The organism is Izhakiella capsodis (assembly GCF_900115045.1).
GTDB classification, from domain to species: Bacteria; Pseudomonadota; Gammaproteobacteria; order Enterobacterales; family Enterobacteriaceae; genus Izhakiella; species Izhakiella capsodis.
This window is the reverse complement of the sequence record NZ_FOVC01000006.1, coordinates 149,264-169,151: the sequence shown is the minus strand read 5'-3', so window position 1 is coordinate 169,151 and position 19,888 is coordinate 149,264. Positions and strand designations below refer to the sequence as shown.

Here is a 19,888-nt window from a genome sequence, read left to right as displayed (position 1 = left end):
GTTGAGGATACGTACATGGCGCAATATCGCACGTTCACCGCCGCAGATGCCATTCAGTACGCCCGCCAGCACGTCGGATGGGACGATGCATCAGCGTTGGTCGATGCGCAGGAAGTAGGCGACGGTAATCTGAACCTTGTTTTTCGCATTGTCGACCATCAGGGTGTGAGCCGGGTGGTGGTTAAGCAAGCCCTGCCTTATGTGCGCTGCGTGGGTGAATCCTGGCCGTTGACGTTAGATCGTGCCAGGCTTGAGGCGGAAACGCTGAGGGCTCACAGCCAGCATTGTGCCGAACATACGGTAAAAATTTTGCACCATGATCCACAGCTGGCGGTAATGGTGATGGAAGATCTCTCCAGCCTGCATATCTGGCGTCGTGAACTGGTGCAGGGGCGCTATTACCCGCAGGCCGCCGCTCAATTGGGTCATTACCTGGCGCACACACTGTTTCATACCTCTGATTTTTGGCTGCATCCCCATGAAAAAAAGGCGCAGGTGGTGCGTTTTATTAACCCGGAGATGTGCGAAATCACCGAAGATCTCTTTTTTAACGATCCCTACCAAAAGCATCAGCGCAACCGCTATCCATCTGAGCTGGAAGACACGGTCGCGTTGCTACGCAATGATGATCAATTGCGAACGGCGGTGGCCGCGCTCAAACATCGTTTCTTCAGTCAGGCAGAGGCACTGCTACACGGTGATCTTCACAGCGGTTCGATTTTTATCGGTGAAGGGCAGCTGAAGGTGATTGATGCGGAGTTCGGCTTTTACGGGCCGATTGGCTTTGACGTGGGTACGGCGATTGGCAATCTGCTGCTTAATTACTGTGGGCTGGCAGGATTATTGCCGCCGCGTGAAGCGGCAGAGGCACGCGAATTGCGCCTGCAGGATGTTAAAATCGTCTGGCGGCAATTTGAACATCAATTTCTCACGCTGGCGGTGGAAAAAACAAACGATGATGCGCTGGCCTGGTCGGGTTATGCGCCGCTCTTTCTGCAAAAAGTGTTAGCGGATGCCATTGGTTATTGTGGCACCGAACTTATCCGTCGCACGGTCGGTATGGCCCATGTCGCCGATCTTGACACTATTCGTGACGACGCCATGCGTTCTGCCTGCATAGCACAAGCTATTCATCTTGGTAAGGCGTTGATCTTAGCTGCGCCGCACGTTGCACATGTCAATGATTTCATTGCTCGTATACGTCAGTACGGCTGACGTCAGGTCAGGCGGGAGGCCCCGGATGCCATGTGCCACGGACGATAAAGCGGCGTATTGGGCGCGGATCTGGCTGGCCTGCACGCTGAGCAAGACGAGGCGGTTGCTGAATCCGACAGCGAGGGTGTGAATAGATATCCAGGCGTAAAGCCGCCGCGTTGCAGGGCGCGGCGCGTAAGACGTCGAAATCACTGACTTGATGCTTTACCAGTCAGGATAGCCCGTTGTTAAATCTTCAGCAGCGCTTTGCCCGGTTCAGAAGCGCGTTCTGGCGATGACGGGCAGAGCGTGCAGGCGGTAATTCAGGATCAGGCCGCTTCAATCTCAGGCGCCTTTGGCGTTTTTTTCACCGGCTGAGTCGCCAACGCGTCGGGATCAAAATCATCAACGTTAATGCTACGCAGACGACTCGCCTCCGCCCGAGCCAACACCTCAGCCTCTTCCTGGCTAATTAGCTGGTTTTGCAGCCACTGTTGACCAAGATCATCAAGACGTGTAAACGAAAAATTCCTTTGTAACTGTCCACACAGGCGCTGATGGATCACTTCCGCTGCCAGTATATGCTCCAGCGCTTCCTCCATTTGTCCCGCCGGGTTATGTTCGCTCGGGGTTAGGTACTGTCCACGACCCAGCCGGCTGCGGGTCGCTGAGGGCAGTTGAAGGATCCTGGCCAGCTGATGATCGAGCTTGTCTGAGGGCGCCTTGCAGTGACGACCGGTCGGGAAAATGACCCATCGCATCAGAGCGGCGATCCCCCGGTTAGGAAAGTTTCGCAGCAGATCGTCAATGGCCGTTTCTGCCTGATAAAGTGCATCCTGTACGCTCCAGTGGACCAGCGGTAAATCAACGCTCTGCCGACCTTCATCGTTATAGCGTTTTAACACTGCGGAGGCCATGTATAGCTGGCTCAGCACGTCGCCGAGACGTGCTGAGATACGCTCGCGCCGTTTCAGGCTGCCGCCGAGGGCCGCCATCGCGATATCCGCCATAAAAGCCAGGTTTGCACTGATACGGTTCAGATGCTGATAGTAGCGGCGCGTCGCGTCGCGGGTCGGTGCGTGACTGGTCAGGCCACCGGTCAGACCCAGCCAGAAGCTGCGTACCTGATTGCTGGCGACGTGGCCAATGTGGCTGAACAATGCCTTATCAAAAGCCTTGATATCATGTTGCTGTACCGCCGCCAACTCTTTCAGCACGTAGGGATGGCAGCGAATCGCACCCTGACCGAAAATAATCATGCTGCGCGTCAGAATGTTAGCACCTTCTACAGTAATCGCGATCGGTGAGCCCTGATAGGCACGTGCAAGAAAGTTGCTATCACCCAGCATAATGCCCTTACCACCGGCGATATCCATCGCATCAATGATCGCCCGCTGACTGCGATGCGTACAGTGGTGTTTGACAATCGCCGAGAGCACCGCCGGTTTTTCACCGAGCATAATGCCATAGGTAATAAGTGTTGCGGCAGCGTCCAGGGCATACGCATTGCCGGCAATACGTGCCAGTGGCTCTTCGATGCCCTCCATCTTACCGATAGGAACTTTAAACTGGCGACGGATGTGGGCATAAGCGCCAATCGCCATTGCGACGGATTTCAGACTGCCGGTCGCGTTGGAGGGCAGCGTGATCCCGCGTCCAACCGAGAGGCATTCAACCAGCATTCGCCAGCCCTGGCCAGCCATCTTCGGCCCGCCGATGATGTAATCAATCGGTACGAAGATATTGTTACCGCGCGTCGGTCCGTTCTGAAAGGGCACGTTGAGCGGGAAGTGACGCTTACCAATTTCAACGCCCGGCGTTGTGGTGGGGATCAGCGCGCAGGTAATCCCCAGATCGTCGGTCTTCCCAAGAAGATGATCGGGATCGGCGAGTCTGAAGGCCAAACCCAGCACGGTAGCAATCGGCGCCAGGGTAATGTAGCGCTTATTCCATGTAAGACGCATGCCCAGCACCTGTTTATCCTGCCAGTCACCCATACAGACTACGCCAGTATCCGGGATGGCTCCGGCATCAGAGCCAGCTTCAGGACTGGTTAACGCAAAACAGGGGATTTCCTGACCGCAGGCCAGACGGGGCAGGTAGTGATTTTTCTGCTCATCGGTACCGTAATGCTGCAGCAGCTCGCCAGGGCCGAGGGAGTTAGGTACTCCAACGGTAATGGCCAGAATACCGGAAACGCCAGCCAGCTTCTGCAACACGCGCGACTGTGCGTAAGCGGAGAATTCCAGGCCGCCATACTCTTTTTTAATGATCATAGCGAAAAAACGATGCGCTTTCAGGTGCGCCCACAGTTCAGGGGGCAGATCGGCCATTTCATGCGTGATGGCAAAATCATTCGCCATGCGGCAGGCTTCTTCCACCGGACCCTCTATAAAGGCTTGCTCTTCCGGGGACAAATGTGGCTGCGGGTAATCATGCAGCGTTTTCCAGTCTGGATCGCCGCGAAATAGCTCGCCTTCCCACCACGTAGTGCCGGCGTCAATCGCCTCTTTTTCAGTACGCGACATCGGCGGCATCACCTTCTGAAAGGTGCGCATAACTGATTTGGAAAACAGCGCCCGGCGTATGCTGAGCAGATTAAATGGTAGCAAAATGACTGCCAGCGGCAGCAGCAGCCAGGTCGTCCAGAGAGACAGCGCGGCCATTAGCGCCGCCCAGATCAGCACAGTTGCGCTACTGAGCGTCAGATTCACTCGGTGATAAAACAACACGCCGATAAGCACTATCGTCGCTGCAATACTGATAAGCACCATAACCTGCTCCCTAAGTCATAAGAGGTCTGACCTGTTGATTTAAGGTTTAGATGATAATCTTTTCATTAGCAATATATTTACATTGCAATTACAACATGGCTCACACTCCGCCAGCGAAGTGAATCCATCGGCTCAGGCTAGCTGAAGCGCTTTGCGTGCCTGGGGCATTTGGTTAAACTGCCTGTGATATTTCTTGAGAAGGAAGGTCTAAGCTATGTACCAGGATATTATCCGCTCTGAACTGAACGAGGCGGCGGACACGCTGAACGCGTTTTTAAGTCATGATGCCAATATTCACGCTATTCAACGTGCGGCGGTCATGCTGGCCGATGCATTCAAAGCCGGAGGAAAGGTGCTCTCATGCGGTAACGGTGGCTCCCACTGCGACGCAATGCATTTCGCCGAAGAGTTGACCGGGCGCTATCGTGAAAATCGTCCCGGCTATCCGGCCATTGCTATTTCAGATGTCAGCCATCTCTCCTGCGTCAGTAACGACTTCGGTTATGAATATGTTTTCTCACGCTATGTCGAAGCGGTAGGACGTGCCGGTGACGTGCTGCTTGGCCTGTCGACTTCGGGTAATTCGACCAATATTATCAACGCCATCGAGGCGGCGAAAAAGCAGGGGATGAAGGTGATCGCCTTAACGGGTAAAGACGGCGGCAAGATGAATGGCCTGGCAGATATTGAAATCCGTGTTCCCCATTTTGGCTATGCCGATCGTATTCAGGAAATACACATTAAGGTCATACATATTCTGATGCTGCTGATCGAAAAAGAGATGATTAAATAAGCCTTTTGGGCAGCGAACCGGTCGCCATGCGAACAGGATGCTGGAACGCCGCGTGCAAGTTACGCGCGGGCAGTCTCAGTGGGCGATATTTCCGCTGAGGCTCTCTTTCTGGCACTCCTCTTTTGCCGGCAGTTCAAGGGGGTAGCATGTGTGAATTGCTTGGGATGAGTGCCAATGTCCCGACGGATATCTGTTTTAGTTTTACCGGGCTGATTCAGCGCGGTGGTGGAACCGGGCCGCATAAAGACGGTTGGGGGATCACGTTTTATGAGGGAAAAGGCTGCCGGACATTCAAAGATCCGCAGCCGAGTTTCAACTCGTCGATTGCCCACCTTGTTCAGGAATACCCGATAAAATCCTGCGCCGTTCTGGCACATATACGCCAGGCCAATCGTGGCAAAGTGGCGCTGGAAAACACGCATCCTTTTACCCGCGAACTTTGGGGGCGTAACTGGTCCTATGCGCATAACGGGCAGCTAAAGGGTTATCGTCAACTGGATACCGGCTATTTTCGCCCGGTGGGCGAAACTGACAGCGAGTATGCTTTTTGCTGGCTGCTCCATCAGCTGGCGAGCCGCTATCCGCGCACGCCTGGCAACTGGCCAGCGGTGTTTCGTTTTGTTGCTACACTGGCGCAACAGCTTCGCAGTAAAGGCGTATTTAATATGCTGCCGTCGGATGGCCATTTTCTGATGGCCTATTGTTCAACCCACCTCTACTGGATAACCCGTCGCGCACCCTTTGGTAAAGCGACGCTGTTGGATCAGGATATGGAGATAGACTTTCAGAAGCAGACCACGCCAGATGACGTGGTTACGGTGATTGCAACCCAGCCGTTAACTGGTAATGAGTCATGGCAGCGGATAGCGCCCGGAGAGTGGGCGCTATTTCGCCTGGGTGAGCGCCAGGGCTGAGGGACGGCTGTCAGAGAACGGCGTCTTCAGAGTGCTGCTGTTCAGCACATATTTGCCATCGCGGACGTTGACTGCCGGTGGCAGATGCGTTTTCACAAACTGTGCATAGGCTGGCTGTAACTGCTGCCAGAAGCTGTAATAAACCGAATGGCGATGACTTTGCATATTCTTTTCGGTCATGTGAAATGGATAAATGCTGATATCCACCCGCGGCTGTCCATTATGCAGCGCGGCAGCAACATACTCGTAAATGTCCTTAATATAGGCATTGGTCATCGCGTAGCAGCCAACAGAAACACAGGCACCGTGGATCATCAAATAGTTGCCTTCATAGCCTTTTTCACGATCGTACTGGTTTGGGAAACCAATATTGATCGCGCGATAGAAACGGCTGTCCGGCTTCAGCTGTGAAAGACCGACGCTGTAAAATCCTTCCGGGCTTTTAAAATCCCCTGGGCGATGTTTTGGTCCGAGGCCCCCTGAGAAATTGCAGATACGATAGCTGTCGAGCAGGCGATATTCATTACCGACTTTGCCATACAGTTCAAGAGTGCGTTCTTGTTTAAATATCTGAATATAAACCGGTGCGCCTAGCAGTTGCTTCTTGAGTTCTTTACTTACCGGAGCCAGCGGTGAAACCGGGCTTAAAAGGTCGGCCAGACAAATGGCCGGCAGGAAGATCATCGCAAACAGCAATGCGATTTTGCCCATCATATTTCCTTGAAGTCTTTTATTTAATCGGTACCAGCGGCGCGCTGCACTTGCAATATCAGCGTTTTCCTCTATCGCAGCGCAACATTATCACTGTCTGTTTTTTTATCAAGCAAGAGCGCGTTAAAAATCCACGTAATTCCACTCTTCTGTCTCGATCGCTTAATTTAATGACCTGGCTTATCGCCAGCACTCTTGCGGCGTCCTTATCATACTGTATACTTGTACAGTTATTGTGGAGGGGTAATGCGTAAAATTATTCACGTAGACATGGACTGCTTTTATGCTGCGGTTGAAATGCGTGACAATCCCAGCCTGCGCGATATACCGATTGCAATCGGCGGCAGTCGCGAAACGCGTGGTGTGATCAGCACCGCCAATTATCCTGCGCGTAAATATGGTGTTCACAGCGCGATGTCAACCGCGATGGCATTAAAACTTTGTCCCCATTTGACGCTGATCCCCGGTCGTTTTGATGCCTATAAGGCGGCCAGTAGCCATATCCGTGAAATATTTACCCGTTACACCTCGCTGGTAGAACCCCTCTCACTGGATGAGGCTTATCTTGACGTCAGTGAAAGCCAGCATTGTCATGGTTCGGCTACGCTGATTGCCCATGAGATCCGCCAGACCATCTGGCGGGAGCTGGCGCTGACCGCCTCTGCTGGTATCGCACCGATAAAGTTTCTGGCTAAGATCGCCTCCGATATGAATAAACCCAACGGACAATACGTTATCACCCCTCAGCAGGTGGCGGAATTCCTGCGAGCACTGCCTCTGGCTAAAATACCTGGCGTTGGCAAGGTGACGGCAAAAAAACTGTCTGAGCTTGGCCTGCATACCTGTGCCGACGTTCAGCGCGCCGATCTGCCCCTGTTACTGCGTCGGTTTGGTAAGTTCGGCCGCGTGCTCTGGGAACGCAGCCACGGGGTGGATGAACGTGAGGTTGTCACCGAACGGCAGCGTAAATCTCTCGGCGTCGAGCGAACGCTGGCTGAGGACATTCACTGTTGGGAGGACTGTCTTGATATTATCGACCGGCTGTATGAGGAGCTGGAAAAGCGTCTGACGCAAATCAGACCCGATCGACAGATTGCCCGCCAGGGGGTGAAGCTTAAGTTTACAGATTTCCAGCTCACTACTCAGGAGCACGTCTGGCCAGAGTTGAATAAAGATGATCTTATCGCCATAGCGCACAAAACCTGGGACGATCGCCGCGCGGAGCGGGGCGTGCGTTTAGTTGGGCTGCATGTGACGCTGCTTAACCCACAGATTGAACGCCAGCTGTTGTTAGGATTGTAGTCAGCTGCCTGGTGAGGGCGAATAGTGGTGAGGCCAAATGACACTAAAAAAGAAAATGCCGGGCGGTCTCTGACAGGATGTTAAGAAATCGGCCGGCGTAGTGTTTCGCGCAATCTGTTATCGGCCGGTGGTTAAACCGGCAAGACATTTATTTTGCCGGAATGGCTTTCAGCAATGCCGTCAGCAACTGCCAGTAGAGGCCTACGCTGGCAATGTGCACCTGCTCATCCGGCGAGTGGGGACCGGTAATAGTTGGACCGATTGATACCATATCCATTTGCGGATAGGGTTTTTTAAACAGACCGCACTCCAGCCCGGCATGGATCACCTGAATATTGGGCATTTTATTAAACAGCTTCTGATAAGTGTCACGCACCAGCGCCATAACCGGTGAATTGGCATCTGGCTGCCAGCCAGGGTAGCCCCCTTTGGGCGTAGTGGTGGCACCTGCCAGCTCGCCGAGTGACGTCAACATTTCTACGACGTAATCTTTACCGCTGTCGACCAGTGAGCGGATCAGGCAGTTAATGCTGGCCTGGTGCTCATCAAAGGTTACTACACCGATATTCAGTGAGGTTTCCACCACACCTTTCATAACGTCGGAATTGCGAATAACGCCGTTTGGCATGCTGTTTAGCAATGACAGAAAGCGGTCGCGGCAACCGTTTTTTAGCGGATGGGCGTTGCTCTCAATGTTTTCAACCAGCACGGTCAGGTTTTTATCCAGCGGGCTGGCTTCATTTTTTAATGTGGCGAGATAGGCCTGTACCGCCTCTTGTAACGCGACCCGTTTGTCAGCCGCAAGCGCCAGCGTGGCGAATGCCTCACGAGGGATCGCGTTGCGCAGCGTGCCACCACTTATATCGAGTAAACGCAGATCCAGCGGGCGAGCCTGAGCAAACAGAAAACGCGCAAGCAGCTTGTTAGCGTTGGCGAGACCCATGTGGATGTCGGCGCCGGAATGGCCGCCGCGCAGCCCTTTTATTGTCAACTTCACCGTCTGAAAACCCGTCGGCAGCGCTTCACGCTCCAGCTTCAGCGTCGAAGTAAAATCGATGCCGCCGGCGCAACCCATATAAATTTCGCCTTCCTCTTCGGAATCGGTATTAATCAGAATTTCCGCTTGCAGCCAATTGGGCTGGAGGCCGAAGGCACCATCCATGCCAGTCTCTTCGGTCATCGTCAGTAACACTTCCAGCGGACCGTGCTCAACGCTGTCATCAGCGAGCACCGCGAGCGCCGAAGCCATACCGATGCCATTATCAGCCCCCAGTGTTGTGCCGCGTGCTTTGACCCATTCACCGTCAATCCATGGCTGAATTGGGTCTTTAGTGAAGTCATGCGGGGTATCGTTGTTTTTCTGCGGCACCATATCAAGGTGGGCCTGTAGCGCGACCGGCTTGAGATTCTCCAGCCCGACGCTGGCCGGTTTCCGGATCAGAATATTGCCGATAGCGTCGCGTTCAGCAAACAAGCCTTTCTCCTGAGCCCAGGAAAGAATATGCCTCGCCAGCGCTTCTTCATGGTGAGAGGGATGGGGGATAGCACAAATTTCGGCAAAAATATCCCACAGCGGCTGTGGTGAAAGTTGAGACAATTCAGACACGATCGGTCTCCTGTTTAATCGTTACCCGGGTCGATGACCAGGCGATCAGCTAGCATTAGCGTCGAATAGAACCTGCCGACGGCGGGTCGGCACCAGACCGCCAAGAATATCACTGTTTCAACCGCAGCGCTTGTTCATGCCAGGGAAAAAAGTTATCGCGTGCCGGGCGGCATACTGGTCTTTCACATTTCACAACACTATAATCTCGCGCAATATTTACCACGGTGTTTTTAGCCAGTGCTTCTGGTCGGGGTCCTTCTATCTATGAGTGAAAAATACGTCGTTACCTGGGATATGCTGCAAATACATGTTCGTAAACTCGCCGAGCGTCTGCTGCCGGTAACACAATGGAAAGGCATTATTGCCGTCAGTCGTGGTGGATTAGTTCCCGCTTCCCTGCTGGCTCGTGAGCTCAATATTCGCTACGTCGACACTGTCTGTATCTCCAGTTACGATCATGATAATCAGCGCGACATGCATATTCTTAAACGCGCCGAGGGAGACGGTGAAGGTTTCATCGTCGTAGATGACCTGGTTGATACCGGTGGGACAGCTCAGGCAATCCGCGAAATGTACCCAAAAGCGCGCTTTATCACCGTTTTCGCCAAGCCTGCTGGTCGGCCGTTGGTTGACGACTATCAGGTGGATATTCCGCAGGACACCTGGATTGAGCAACCCTGGGATATGGGGGTGGTTTACGTTCCACCGATAGTTAAGAGCTGATTGACATCGATCAGGACATCGCCTGCTTATTACGCTATGTTTCAGGTTCATTGCGTATTTTGCCTTGGCGGGCGGTTAACTTGCCGATCCGTGTCATGCATCCCAGTGCTTTGCTATCTGTCGATGCAATGCACTATCCGGGGGAGACCTGATAATGACATCAAAAAATTTAAGTGAAGAACTCTTTAAACCCCGCTTCAAACATCCTGAAACTTCCTCTTTAATTCGGCGTCAGTCCCATCCACACCCCGGTGCGATCCATACCGCGCTTGACGGTGAAAATCAGCCCAGCTGGTATCGCATGATAAACCGCTTGCTGTGGATCTGGCGTGGCATCCCGCCTATCGAGCTGATTGAAGTGATGGCACGCATTGCGAACAGTCAGGAAGCGCGCACGCAGCAGCACCAGTTAGACACCGTTATCGGTTACCGTAACGGTAACTGGATATATGAATGGTCAAAGCAGGCTGCGGAGTGGCAGGATAAAGCTCAGTCGCTGGAAGAGACCCCACAAGCCGGTGATTGCTGGATGCGTGCCGCGACGTTGTTCAGTCTCGCTGGCTATCCTTATCTTAAGGGAGATCCGCTTGCTGAGCAGGCGCAAGTACTGGCCAACCGGGCCTATGAGCAGGCAGCCTGCTATTTGCCCGGCGAACTGAAAGAACTGAGTTTTACTATTTCCGGCGGAGGGGCCATCAACGGTTTTTTGCATATGCCAGCGGGTGTCAGCGCGCCTTACCCTACGGTACTCATCTGTGGCGCTCTTGATGCTTTGCAAAGCGACCACTACCGACTGTTCCATGATTATTTTGCCCCGCTTGGACTGGCTATGCTGACGATTGATCTGCCTTCGGTCGGCTTTTCTGCCAGGTGGAAACTGACCGAGGATGCCAGCTTTCTCCATCAGCAGGTGCTCAGGCAGCTGGTCGATATTCCCTGGATTGACCCTACGCGAGTGTCAGCATTCGGCTACCGGTTTGGTGCCAGCATCGCAGTGCGTCTGGCTTATCTTGAAACATCGCGTCTGAAGGGGGTGGCCTGCATGGGACCGATTGTTCACAGTCTGCTCAGCGATCCCCGGCAGCAGGATGCGATACCCGCAATGTATGCCGATTTGCTTGCCAGTCGTCTGGGAATGACCCATGCCAGCGATGAAGCATTACGCCGCGAGCTGAACTGCTATTCGTTAAAGGTTCAGGGATTGCTGGGGCGACGTTGCCCAACGCCGATGCTGTCATGCTACTGGCCCGGCGACCCTTTCAGTCCGGAGTCAGATTCACAGTTGATAAACCAGTCTTCAACGCAGGGAGCGCTGCTTAGCATTCCGGCGACGCCGGTTATGCAGAGTTTTCAGCACGCTTTACAACAAATTTCACAATGGATAGCCAGGCACGTCGGCGCCTGAGTTGCTACTATTGACGGGCATTACTCATTGACTAATAACAGGAACGCGCGATATGACCTTACCAAGTGGGCACCTGCGAAGTAAATTTATCAAACAGTTCACGGCGCTGGGGCCCTATATTCGTGAAGGTAAATGTGAAGGTAATTACTTCTTCTTCGACTGTCTTGCCGTATGCGTGAACGTTAAGCCAGAGCCGGAAAGCCGGGAATTTTGGGGTTGGTGGATGGAACTGGAAGCTAAACAAGATCACTTCACCTACAAATACTATTTTGGTCTGTTCGACAAACAGGGGCTGTGGCAGGAAACAGCGGTTAAGGGCAAAGAGAATAATAAGCGACTGGAAGAAACCCTGCGCAATTTTCACCAGCGTCTGAAAGACCTGCTGTCAGAACACCAATTGGCACTTAAGCCGGCGGCAGATTTTAACGATAAGCCAGTGGCATTAAGCGCTCAGAGCAGTTAGTAAGATTAAAGGCTGGAATTTCCAGCCTTTTTCATCGACACATAACAATTGGCCGCTACGTCTTTGATCAGGCGTAGCGGTTTATATCAGAACAAGTAGGTCAGACCAAGTGCAACCACGTCGTCGTTATTCAGGGCCAGTTTATTGTTACTGTTCAGCTGATTGATTTTGTAGTCAACCATTGCGGACATATTTTTGTTGAAGAAATAAGTGGCACCCACATCGATATATTTAACCAGGTCAGCATCGCCGATGCCACGCTCAATATCGTGGCCTGTGGTCTGCACGTAGCCGAGTGACGGGCGTAGACCAGAATTGAACTGATACTGCGCCAGCACTTCAACGTCTGTCGCTTTATTCGCCATGCCAGCATAGGTACCAGAGGTGGTGTTGGTCGTGCCCGCAATCGCGTTAGTGGTGATAAAGGGCGTCATATTATAGGTTTGGGTATAAATGGCCGCCAGATAGAGGCCGTTTGCGTCATACTTGATGCCGCCACCAAATGCTTCGGCCTTATTGCCGTGACCAAATACCAGTGACTGCTGCTCAGCGGTGCGATCGGACGAAGTGAAAGCACTGCTGATTGACAGGCCGGTTTCCGGAATGGCATAGGATAATGAGACACCGTATCCATCGCCATTACCTGTGGTGGGGGCGCGTAAGTTTGCGGTATCTTCGCTGTTTTTACCCTGGTACTGCAAAGCCACTTTCAGTCCGGGGATCAGGCCAAAGAAGTCGTTATTACGATAGGTTGCCACCCCGGTTGCGCGCTGAGTCATGAAGTTATCTGTATGAGCGCTGCCGTCCCCGCCGAATTCCGGGAACATATCGGTCCAGCTTTCAACGTCGTAGAGCACACCGAAGTTTCGGCCATAATCAAATGAACCGATATCGCCAAACTTCAGGCCAGCAAAGCCTAAACGAGTTTTGTTGCCGTTATTGGCATCAGCACCCTCAGAGTTGTTCACATTGAACTGAGATTCCCACTGGCCATAACCTGTGATGAGATCGTTGATTTTTGTCTCACCTCTAAAACCCATGCGAAAATAAGACTTGTCGCCATTGCTGAGGCTATTATCGCTGAAATAATGCATAGCTTTTAGCTTGCCGTAGAAATCCAGCTTGTTACCGTCTTTGTTATAGATTTCTGCTGCGTTAGCGCTGGCAGGAACTGCCATAGCCGCTAAAACGGCTACCAGTACGTACTTTTTCATTTGCTATCGATCCCGAATGAGTAGTTTTATGCCTTAAATGGCTGTTATACCGGCAGTTTGTGTACCCAATCCGTCCGGTATTTCGGGGGTAGTTTACCTACTTTTGTTGACGTTTTTATTTCAATTTTTTACAGAATATGTTTCCCGTGAACTTCTCAGGCTATGAACTGTCCTGCTAATTTTGACATTTCCCCTGCCAGGAGTTGGTTTCCTCGGCGACTCCTGATAAAAAGTCTGCTCAATAAATTTTTTTAGCTATGGCAGGACAAAATGAGCAGCAGCCAGACCCTGGTCGTCAAACTGGGGACCAGCGTACTGACCGGCGGATCGCGTCGGTTGAATCGGGCCCATATTGTGGAGTTGGTACGCCAGTGCGCACGGCTTCACGCCGCTGGCCATCGGATTGTGATTGTCACTTCAGGCGCAATGGCTGCGGGGCGTGAACACCTGGGCTACCCGGAGTTGCCGCCGACAATCGCCTCAAAACAGCTGCTGGCTGCAGTAGGGCAAAGTCGTTTGATACAACTGTGGGAGCAACTTTTTTCTATCTATGGTATCCATATTGGTCAGATGCTGCTGACCCGTGCCGACCTGGAAGATCGCGAACGTTTTCTCAACGCCCGCGATACGCTGCGAGCACTGCTCGACAACCATATTGTTCCGGTTATCAATGAAAATGACGCGGTTGCCACCGCTGAAATTAAAGTTGGCGACAACGATAATCTGTCGGCACTGGCTGCGATCCTCGCCGGGGCAGACAAATTATTACTGCTCACCGATCAGCCGGGATTGTTCACCGGCGATCCGCGTAATGACCCCAATGCTGAGTTGATTGCCGACGTTCACAGCATCGATGACGCGCTGCGCACCATTGCCGGTGACAGCGTCTCTGGCCTCGGCACCGGCGGTATGGCGACCAAGCTACAGGCGGCTGATGTTGCCTGCCGCGCCGGTATCGATACCATTATTGCCGCTGGCAGCAAGCCTGGTGTGATAGCCGAGGTCATTACCGGCACCCCGGTCGGCACCCGTTTTCACGCTATGGAAACGCCGCTGGAGAACCGCAAGCGCTGGATATTTGGCGCACCGCCCGCCGGAGAGATCATTGTGGATGATGGCGCGATTAGCGCTATTCTTGAGCGCGGCAGCTCTCTGCTGCCGAAAGGTGTCCGTACAATCAGCGGCAACTTTTCCCGTGGAGAAGTTATTCGTATTCGCAGTCTGCAAGGGCTGGATATTGCGCACGGGGTATCGCGTTACAATAGCGACGCAATGCGGATGATTGCCGGGCATCACTCCCGGCAGATCAGCACTATTCTGGGCTATGAATATGGTCCTGTTGCTGTTCATCGCGATGATATGATCGTCAGCTAAAGAGGCAAAAAATGCTTGAACAGATAGGGCAGGCTGCAAAGAATGCGTCTTACCATATTGCGCAGCTTTCCAGTACGGAAAAAAACCAGGTACTGTTAACCATTGCCGATCAGCTTGAAGCAGATAGCCATATTATCCTCAGTGCGAATGCGCTGGATTTGGTGGATGCGCGTCAGAACGGCATGAGCGAGGCACTGCTTGATCGCCTTCTGTTAAATCCGCTCCGTTTACAGGGCATTGCCAGTGACGTGCGCCAGGTGTGCCGATTGGCCGATCCGATTGGACAGATAATTGATGGCGGCCTGCTCGATAACGGCCTGCGTATCGAACGCCGTCGCGTGCCGTTGGGGGTTGTCGGCGTCATTTACGAAGCACGACCCAACGTCACTGTCGACGTTGCTTCACTGTGCCTGAAAACCGGTAATGCCGCTATTCTGCGCGGCGGTAAAGAAACCTACCGCACTAATGCTGCAACGGTTCAGGTTATACAGCGTGCATTGGCAAAACATGGCTTACCGAAAAGCGCGGTTCAGGCTATTGAAAATCCTGACCGCGAGTTGGTTAACCAGATGCTGAAACTGGATCGCTACATTGACATGCTGATCCCGCGTGGGGGCGCCGCGCTGCATAAGCTATGTCGGGAAAACTCCACCATCCCTGTCATTACCGGTGGCATTGGCGTTTGCCATATTTTTGTTGATGAGAGTATGGAGATCGAGGCGGCGCTGGCGATTATCGTCAACGCTAAAAAGCAGCGCCCTGGCGCCTGCAATTCGCTGGAAACTCTGCTGGTACATCGCAATGTAGCCGGACATTTTCTGGCACCTTTTTGCGCTCGTATGGCACAGGAGGGCATTAAATTGCATGCGGACGATAACGTTATCGCGCAGTTACGACCGGGCCCGGCAACGGTCAGCCCGGTGCAGAACTGCGAATACCGTGAAGAATGGCTGTCGCTTGATCTTAACGTGAAGCTGGTGGATGACATTGACGATGCGGTCGCCCATATTCGCGAATACAGCACTCAGCACACTGACGCGATCCTGACCCGCAATATCGCCAACGCTGAACGTTTTGTCACCCAGGTGGACTCGGCGGCAGTATTCGTCAACGCCAGCACGCGTTTCACTGATGGCGGTCAGTTCGGCCTCGGCGCTGAAGTTGCCGTAAGCACTCAGAAACTTCATGCCCGTGGCCCAATGGGATTGGAAGCGCTGACCACTTATAAGTGGGTCGCTTTCGGCCAGGATTTACAACGAAGCTGAATGTTATGTAAAGCTCTTTAGTCGGGGAATCGCTGGCGATATTCAGCAGGAGAGGCTGACGGTGCTTCGTTTACCCTGGATAGAGATAAATGTATCGACCGCCAGGCGTCGGGTCGTCTTCATTCATTCTGATATCGTATCGTGACTTGTGGCTACGCCCAGGCCCTGCTCCACGCGATCGCAGTCTCATCACTTTAGCTACGTTAATTTGCAACGGCCATGTTGAGGAGATCGCCTATCACCTGAATCGCGCAATGGACAGCGGACTGACGCAGGGACAGGCCGCTGCGGCCATCACTCATCTTGCGTTTTATGCAGGCTGGCCGAATGCCATGTCTGCGCTGCCTGTTGCCAAAGGCGTCTTCGAAAAACGACGGGACCAGTGACGAGCAAAATTTATACGACTGATGGTCTGGTGAGCGTCGACGGAGTCGCCGGCAGGGGGGATCATGCCATCCACCGGGTGCTGCAGATAAAAAGCTTTCAGCTTGGTGATCTCCGCAGCGCTAAGCAGAAATCTAACGCGCCAAGTGCTGTGGAGATGCTCGGTTTTTGTCGCCCCCATGGGTGGGGCAGTGATCACTGGCTTTGACATCAGCCAGGCGAGCGCAACATAAGCCTGTGACTCACTATGATGGTTCACAACATCGACCACAGGCTTATCCATCGTGGCTGCCTTCTGGTAGATCTTCATGGCGAAAGCATCGTTTTCACTTCGCCTGGTGCTCTCGCTCCAGTCTCGTGTCAACTTACCACGCGCCATCGGGCTCCAGGGATAACATTTCCCCCTTGATCCAGGTACTGTGGCAGCATCTCGCGTTATTCTTCACGATAAAGTAGCGTGTACTGCGGTTGCATATACACAAAACGGGTCCAGCCGTGACCTTCAGCAACATGCTGCACTTTTACGAAGCTCCATGCCTCCATAGTGAAGCACCTATATAACGCACTTTGCCGGCCTCCACAATGTCATGCAACGCCGCCATCTTTCCCTTACCGGGCGTGCCGTGATCGAAACGATGGATCTGGTAGAGATCGACATAATCCATCCCCAGTCTGACCAGTCTATCGTCGATCGACCGGAACAGGATCTTGCGCGACAGGAATCCAACATCTGGCGCGTTTCGCTGTGGGAAGAACGCGTAAGTGGCATTCACGATCTCGTCACGGTAAGCCATGTCGCGCATGGCCCGGCCGACAATTCCTTCAACGCTGTCGCCCGAATAGATGTCCGCAGTGTCGAAAAAATTAATGCCGGCCACCAATGCCTGCCGGAGCAGAGAACGTGAGACTTCCTGTCACTGTGACCTGCTGCGGCAAAGGTTAGGGTTTTCCATCGCTCATGCAGCTCAGACACAACTGGCTTACCTTCAGGCCTGTACAACCCAAATTTATATATTTCATGTTTGCTTCTTGATAGCCTGCGCATCGCCGCTGGCAGATGAAAGGTTTCTCTTTGGTTCATCATTTGGTGGTGTAAGGGCGAACAGCGCTTGTTCCCCACCAATGATTCAACAAAAGAAAAAGAGAATATTTATCGGTATATTAGGTTAGAGTCATTGGCTGTAATAGTCTTGTAAGCGATGTTCATTAATTAGCAGGACGGCACCATACCTGGGCCGTCAGGCCCTGAACAGCATGCTTTTTCATATCAGTAGCGCCAAACTCTGAGTTTGCACGGGCAGAACCCTCTACATGCAAAGTATTACCAAACATGTCATCCGCGCGTTTCACGCCAATCCAGACGTTTACGAGGCGCTAAAGGTAGTCTGCATTGGCATTGTGCATTACACTTCGCACTGCAAAATTACGTAGATAAGCGACCAGTAGGCGAAACAGCGATGAAAGGAACGATCACAACCTGGTTTAAAGAGAAGGGCTTTGGATTCATCAAAGACGAAAAAGGTGATAACCGTTATTTTCATATGGTTAAGGTGACCAATCCTGATCATCTCAAGAAAGATGCTGCGGTAACTTTTGAACCGACGACCAACAACAAAGGGCTGTCAGCCTACGCGGTGAAAGTGCTACCGGAGAGTAAATATATCTACATTGCGGGTGAGCGGCTCAAACTCACCGCGATCAAGTCTTATCTGGTATATAGCGAGGATGTGCCCGCTGATACCCGTATTGATAAAGAAAATGCGGTGCTATCGGTAGGCACCCTGATGGAGAATATCAGACCGAAATCAACCGCTAAACCGGGTGAAATACGTGCGGTGAAAAAGCTGGCGATCACCACCTTCCATGACACAATATTAATCTTCTCGGAAGATGAGATTGATGTGGATGCTACGGTAAAAATGCTCAAGGTATGAAATAAATTGGGATAACTTATGAATGACAAAATACCGCTAAAATTTTACGATATCGTGGACGAATATTCTGAGGAAACAGCCTGGCCGGTGCGCGAGCCTGAACGTGACAGCCTGGCGTACTATTTTCAGTTGCTCATCACCCGACTGATGAATAACGAGGAGATCAGCGAGAATGCACAAAAAGAGATGGTCTTAAGCACGGGGATTGACGCAGGGCGCATGGATGAAATTGCTATGTTTCTCAATCAGTGGGGCAATGAATAGCGAGGATAAAACATTTCTGAACTCACTTCTCCCCCACTGAGGCTTAATGAAAATCCTGGTCAGAAAAGAGGCGCGACGCAAAGGATAGCGGGTAATACAGATAAAAAACCGGTAACTTATGAACCCGTTTTTTGAATGGAAGATTCAAACGTAAGCATCAACTTTTCTTTGCCCGCTTTGGCGGCCATCCGCCGCGGTAGGTTGCGCTACTGGGAGCAGATAAATACCCGGGTTTACGAGTGAGAGGAAGGCCTGCTGAACTGCGGCTTTATTCTGTGCCTGGGCTTGCAGGCAATGACACTTCCGCTATGGCATCGGATAAGCATACATACGATGCCGGGTTTTAAGGATTTAAATCTGCGGTCGAATCGTCATTTTTTAGCTTGCATAGCTATTTTATATGTGCGTTAATGGCACGTTGGTCTGATGAGCAGACGGTTTCAAAATTAGTTTTTTTATTTCTCATCTATGTTAGTGCCGCCTTTCAGCCTTTCTCTTTGAGTTTTATTCGAATTTGATTTGTTTCTGCAATTCAGCCTCTGTCGCCGAAAGGCTCTCTGATAAAGGTAAATATTATGTCTGATAAAATCACCGGCACTGTTAAATGGTTCAACTCTGAAAAAGGCTTTGGCTTCATTTCACCTGAGAATGGCAGCAAGGACGTTTTCGTTCATTATTCCGCTATCCAAAGTAATGATTTCCGCACGCTTGATGAAGGCCAGCGTGTAGAGTTCTCAATCGAGAATGGCCCTAAAGGCCCTGCCGCTGCGAATGTAACAGGAATTTAAGATTATTTTAATCTCACTCTCTTTAAGATGCCCGCACTGCCGTAGTTCGCAGTACCGGACTTCTGTATTTGATATTTCTAAAGCGAACCCCGATGGTGCGAAATGTATTTTTTGCAAATCAATCATGGTGCGCTTAAAGCCAGCTAGTTGGCAATTGAATTAAAAACTATAAGAAGGTTCATACGAGAACCTTATAAGTAGATTGTTATCTGTAGCATCGCTTTGGCGATGCTTTTTTTATGGTTTTTACTGGCACCTTCTTAATCTGGCAGAAAATAGACTTCTTCACGTCACCAGGCATCCAGCTTGACAAGCGGTTTACCAGGACATTGAACTACTTATGGCCAGTCTCCACTCGCTGTGCTTCGCGCCGTGAGACTTGGCAGTGCCGTCGGCAGAGAAGGGTACGCTGGGTAGGCGATTTTCACCCTATAGCGTTTGTTTTGAACGTTGCTCAAGTATGTGGCTTCAGTTTTTAGCGTTGCGTTGCAGGAGCAGATACAGAGAATTAACGTCAGGATATTCAGGTTCATATCGACGAGTCAATCAGAGTTGAATCGGATGAGAACAATGATGGATGTGGGCGGTGGTCTTGGACTACAGATAAGCAGGTCTGGAGCGGTCAGCGGGAATCGAACCCGCATCATCAGCTTGGAAGGCTGAGGTAATAGCCATTATACGATGACCGCGTGGTGAGTCGTACAGGATTCGAACCTGTGACCGATTGATTAAGAGTCAACTGCTCTACCAACTGAGCTAACGACCCACTGCGCAAGCTAT

General features: G+C 51.9%; 18 protein-coding genes, 2 tRNA genes and 1 pseudogene. 14 read left to right on the top strand and 7 right to left on the bottom strand.

The window, feature by feature from the left end; translation table 11 throughout:
* Window positions 1-15: 15 nt before the first annotated feature.
* On the top strand, window positions 16-1,215 hold the full coding sequence (gene mtnK, locus BM191_RS10670) for an S-methyl-5-thioribose kinase (RefSeq protein ID WP_092877973.1): 1,200 nt from the start codon (window positions 16-18) through the stop codon (window positions 1,213-1,215).
* 308 nt (window positions 1,216-1,523) lie between these two features.
* On the opposite strand, the gene fadE is transcribed toward mtnK, so the two are convergent.
* Window positions 1,524-3,968 (bottom strand): acyl-CoA dehydrogenase FadE, encoded by a 2,445-nt coding sequence (gene fadE, locus BM191_RS10665; protein WP_092877971.1) that lies wholly within the window; start codon window positions 3,966-3,968, stop codon window positions 1,524-1,526.
* A gap of 214 nt (window positions 3,969-4,182) precedes the next feature.
* Between fadE and lpcA the strand changes: the two genes are divergently transcribed.
* Together lpcA and BM191_RS10655 are read left to right on the top strand one after the other, a co-directional pair.
* A complete protein-coding gene (lpcA, locus tag BM191_RS10660; RefSeq protein ID WP_092877969.1) occupies window positions 4,183-4,761 on the top strand; it encodes a D-sedoheptulose 7-phosphate isomerase in 579 nt (192 codons plus the stop codon).
* Between the two features lie 146 nt (window positions 4,762-4,907).
* Window positions 4,908-5,675 carry a class II glutamine amidotransferase gene (locus BM191_RS10655; protein ID WP_092877967.1) on the top strand — a complete coding sequence of 256 codons (768 nt, stop codon included), beginning with the start codon at window positions 4,908-4,910 and terminating at the stop codon, window positions 5,673-5,675.
* Here BM191_RS10655 and dpaA read toward each other — a convergent pair.
* The gene (dpaA, locus tag BM191_RS10650) at window positions 5,646-6,386 is read right to left on the bottom strand and encodes a peptidoglycan meso-diaminopimelic acid protein amidase (RefSeq protein WP_092877965.1); all 741 of its coding nucleotides are present in this window, start codon (window positions 6,384-6,386) and stop codon (window positions 5,646-5,648) included. The genes BM191_RS10655 and dpaA overlap by 30 nt on opposite strands.
* A gap of 246 nt (window positions 6,387-6,632) precedes the next feature.
* On the opposite strand from dpaA, the gene dinB reads away from it, so the two are divergent.
* The gene (gene dinB, locus BM191_RS10640; protein WP_092877961.1) at window positions 6,633-7,688 is read left to right on the top strand and encodes a DNA polymerase IV; all 1,056 of its coding nucleotides are present in this window, start codon (window positions 6,633-6,635) and stop codon (window positions 7,686-7,688) included.
* A gap of 148 nt (window positions 7,689-7,836) precedes the next feature.
* Here dinB and pepD read toward each other — a convergent pair whose 3' ends face one another.
* Window positions 7,837-9,294, bottom strand: a complete 1,458-nt coding sequence (pepD, locus tag BM191_RS10635) for a beta-Ala-His dipeptidase (RefSeq protein ID WP_092877959.1) — start codon at window positions 9,292-9,294, stop codon at window positions 7,837-7,839.
* Window positions 9,295-9,558: 264 nt separating this feature from the next.
* On the opposite strand from pepD, the gene gpt reads away from it, so the two are divergent.
* The 3 genes from gpt to crl all read left to right on the top strand — a co-directional run bounded on the left by gpt (window position 9,559) and on the right by crl (window position 11,885).
* Entirely contained in the window at window positions 9,559-10,017 is a 459-nt protein-coding gene (gene gpt / locus BM191_RS10630) for a xanthine phosphoribosyltransferase (RefSeq protein WP_092877957.1), read from the top strand.
* A gap of 154 nt (window positions 10,018-10,171) precedes the next feature.
* A complete protein-coding gene (frsA, locus tag BM191_RS10625) occupies window positions 10,172-11,422 on the top strand; it encodes an esterase FrsA (protein WP_092877955.1) in 1,251 nt (416 codons plus the stop codon).
* Window positions 11,423-11,474: 52 nt separating this feature from the next.
* On the top strand, window positions 11,475-11,885 hold the full coding sequence (crl, locus tag BM191_RS10620) for a sigma factor-binding protein Crl (protein ID WP_092877953.1): 411 nt from the start codon (window positions 11,475-11,477) through the stop codon (window positions 11,883-11,885).
* Between the two features lie 86 nt (window positions 11,886-11,971).
* On the opposite strand, the gene BM191_RS10615 is transcribed toward crl, so the two are convergent.
* The gene (locus BM191_RS10615; protein WP_092877951.1) at window positions 11,972-13,099 is read right to left on the bottom strand and encodes a porin; all 1,128 of its coding nucleotides are present in this window, start codon (window positions 13,097-13,099) and stop codon (window positions 11,972-11,974) included.
* A 270-nt stretch (window positions 13,100-13,369) separates the two neighbouring features.
* On the opposite strand from BM191_RS10615, the gene proB reads away from it, so the two are divergent.
* The 3 genes from proB (at window position 13,370) to BM191_RS10600 (ending at window position 16,124) form a co-directional block, all read left to right on the top strand.
* On the top strand, window positions 13,370-14,473 hold the full coding sequence (proB, locus tag BM191_RS10610) for a glutamate 5-kinase (RefSeq protein WP_092877949.1): 1,104 nt from the start codon (window positions 13,370-13,372) through the stop codon (window positions 14,471-14,473).
* 11 nt (window positions 14,474-14,484) lie between these two features.
* Entirely contained in the window at window positions 14,485-15,738 is a 1,254-nt protein-coding gene (proA, locus tag BM191_RS10605) for a glutamate-5-semialdehyde dehydrogenase (RefSeq protein ID WP_092877947.1), read from the top strand.
* Between the two features lie 89 nt (window positions 15,739-15,827).
* Window positions 15,828-16,124, top strand: coding sequence for a carboxymuconolactone decarboxylase family protein (locus BM191_RS10600; RefSeq protein WP_092877945.1), 297 nt, complete (start codon window positions 15,828-15,830; stop codon window positions 16,122-16,124).
* A gap of 10 nt (window positions 16,125-16,134) precedes the next feature.
* Here the strand turns inward: BM191_RS10600 and BM191_RS10595 are convergent.
* A pseudogene (locus tag BM191_RS10595) lies at window positions 16,135-17,058 on the bottom strand (aldo/keto reductase).
* 521 nt (window positions 17,059-17,579) lie between these two features.
* Here BM191_RS10595 and BM191_RS10590 point away from each other — a divergent pair.
* The 4 genes from BM191_RS10590 to ymcF all read left to right on the top strand — a co-directional run bounded on the left by BM191_RS10590 (window position 17,580) and on the right by ymcF (window position 19,271).
* Window positions 17,580-18,056: a cold shock domain-containing protein gene (locus tag BM191_RS10590; protein ID WP_092877943.1), complete on the top strand. Its 477-nt coding sequence runs from the start codon at window positions 17,580-17,582 to the stop codon at window positions 18,054-18,056.
* Window positions 18,057-18,074: 18 nt separating this feature from the next.
* The gene (locus BM191_RS10585; protein ID WP_092877941.1) at window positions 18,075-18,320 is read left to right on the top strand and encodes a DUF2543 family protein; all 246 of its coding nucleotides are present in this window, start codon (window positions 18,075-18,077) and stop codon (window positions 18,318-18,320) included.
* Window positions 18,321-18,895: 575 nt separating this feature from the next.
* A complete protein-coding gene (gene cspE / locus BM191_RS10580; RefSeq protein ID WP_092877939.1) occupies window positions 18,896-19,108 on the top strand; it encodes a transcription antiterminator/RNA stability regulator CspE in 213 nt (70 codons plus the stop codon).
* A 1-nt stretch (window position 19,109) separates the two neighbouring features.
* On the top strand, window positions 19,110-19,271 hold the full coding sequence (gene ymcF / locus BM191_RS17640; RefSeq protein WP_456236152.1) for a cold shock small protein YmcF: 162 nt from the start codon (window positions 19,110-19,112) through the stop codon (window positions 19,269-19,271).
* Window positions 19,272-19,722: 451 nt separating this feature from the next.
* On the opposite strand, the gene BM191_RS10575 is transcribed toward ymcF, so the two are convergent.
* Together BM191_RS10575 and BM191_RS10570 are read right to left on the bottom strand one after the other, a co-directional pair.
* Window positions 19,723-19,797: transfer RNA gene (locus tag BM191_RS10575), tRNA-Gly, on the bottom strand.
* A 1-nt stretch (window position 19,798) separates the two neighbouring features.
* Window positions 19,799-19,874 (bottom strand) — tRNA-Lys (locus tag BM191_RS10570).
* Window positions 19,875-19,888 lie beyond the last annotated feature (14 nt).

What these genes read in the sequence shown, in the direction of transcription:
- mtnK (WP_092877973.1), top strand. Translation starts at nt 16, where the DNA reads ATGGCGCAATATCGCACGTTCACCGCCGCAGATGCCATTCAGTACGCC.
- fadE (WP_092877971.1), bottom strand. Translation starts at nt 3,968, where the DNA reads ATGGTGCTTATCAGTATTGCAGCGACGATAGTGCTTATCGGCGTGTTG.
- lpcA (WP_092877969.1), top strand. Translation starts at nt 4,183, where the DNA reads ATGTACCAGGATATTATCCGCTCTGAACTGAACGAGGCGGCGGACACG.
- BM191_RS10655 (WP_092877967.1), top strand. Translation starts at nt 4,908, where the DNA reads ATGTGTGAATTGCTTGGGATGAGTGCCAATGTCCCGACGGATATCTGT.
- dpaA (WP_092877965.1), bottom strand. Translation starts at nt 6,386, where the DNA reads ATGGGCAAAATCGCATTGCTGTTTGCGATGATCTTCCTGCCGGCCATT.
- dinB (WP_092877961.1), top strand. Translation starts at nt 6,633, where the DNA reads ATGCGTAAAATTATTCACGTAGACATGGACTGCTTTTATGCTGCGGTT.
- gpt (WP_092877957.1), top strand. Translation starts at nt 9,559, where the DNA reads ATGAGTGAAAAATACGTCGTTACCTGGGATATGCTGCAAATACATGTT.
- frsA (WP_092877955.1), top strand. Translation starts at nt 10,172, where the DNA reads ATGACATCAAAAAATTTAAGTGAAGAACTCTTTAAACCCCGCTTCAAA.
- crl (WP_092877953.1), top strand. Translation starts at nt 11,475, where the DNA reads ATGACCTTACCAAGTGGGCACCTGCGAAGTAAATTTATCAAACAGTTC.
- BM191_RS10615 (WP_092877951.1), bottom strand. Translation starts at nt 13,099, where the DNA reads ATGAAAAAGTACGTACTGGTAGCCGTTTTAGCGGCTATGGCAGTTCCT.
- proB (WP_092877949.1), top strand. Translation starts at nt 13,370, where the DNA reads ATGAGCAGCAGCCAGACCCTGGTCGTCAAACTGGGGACCAGCGTACTG.
- proA (WP_092877947.1), top strand. Translation starts at nt 14,485, where the DNA reads ATGCTTGAACAGATAGGGCAGGCTGCAAAGAATGCGTCTTACCATATT.
- BM191_RS10600 (WP_092877945.1), top strand. Translation starts at nt 15,828, where the DNA reads ATGTATCGACCGCCAGGCGTCGGGTCGTCTTCATTCATTCTGATATCG.
- BM191_RS10590 (WP_092877943.1), top strand. Translation starts at nt 17,580, where the DNA reads ATGAAAGGAACGATCACAACCTGGTTTAAAGAGAAGGGCTTTGGATTC.
- BM191_RS10585 (WP_092877941.1), top strand. Translation starts at nt 18,075, where the DNA reads ATGAATGACAAAATACCGCTAAAATTTTACGATATCGTGGACGAATAT.
- cspE (WP_092877939.1), top strand. Translation starts at nt 18,896, where the DNA reads ATGTCTGATAAAATCACCGGCACTGTTAAATGGTTCAACTCTGAAAAA.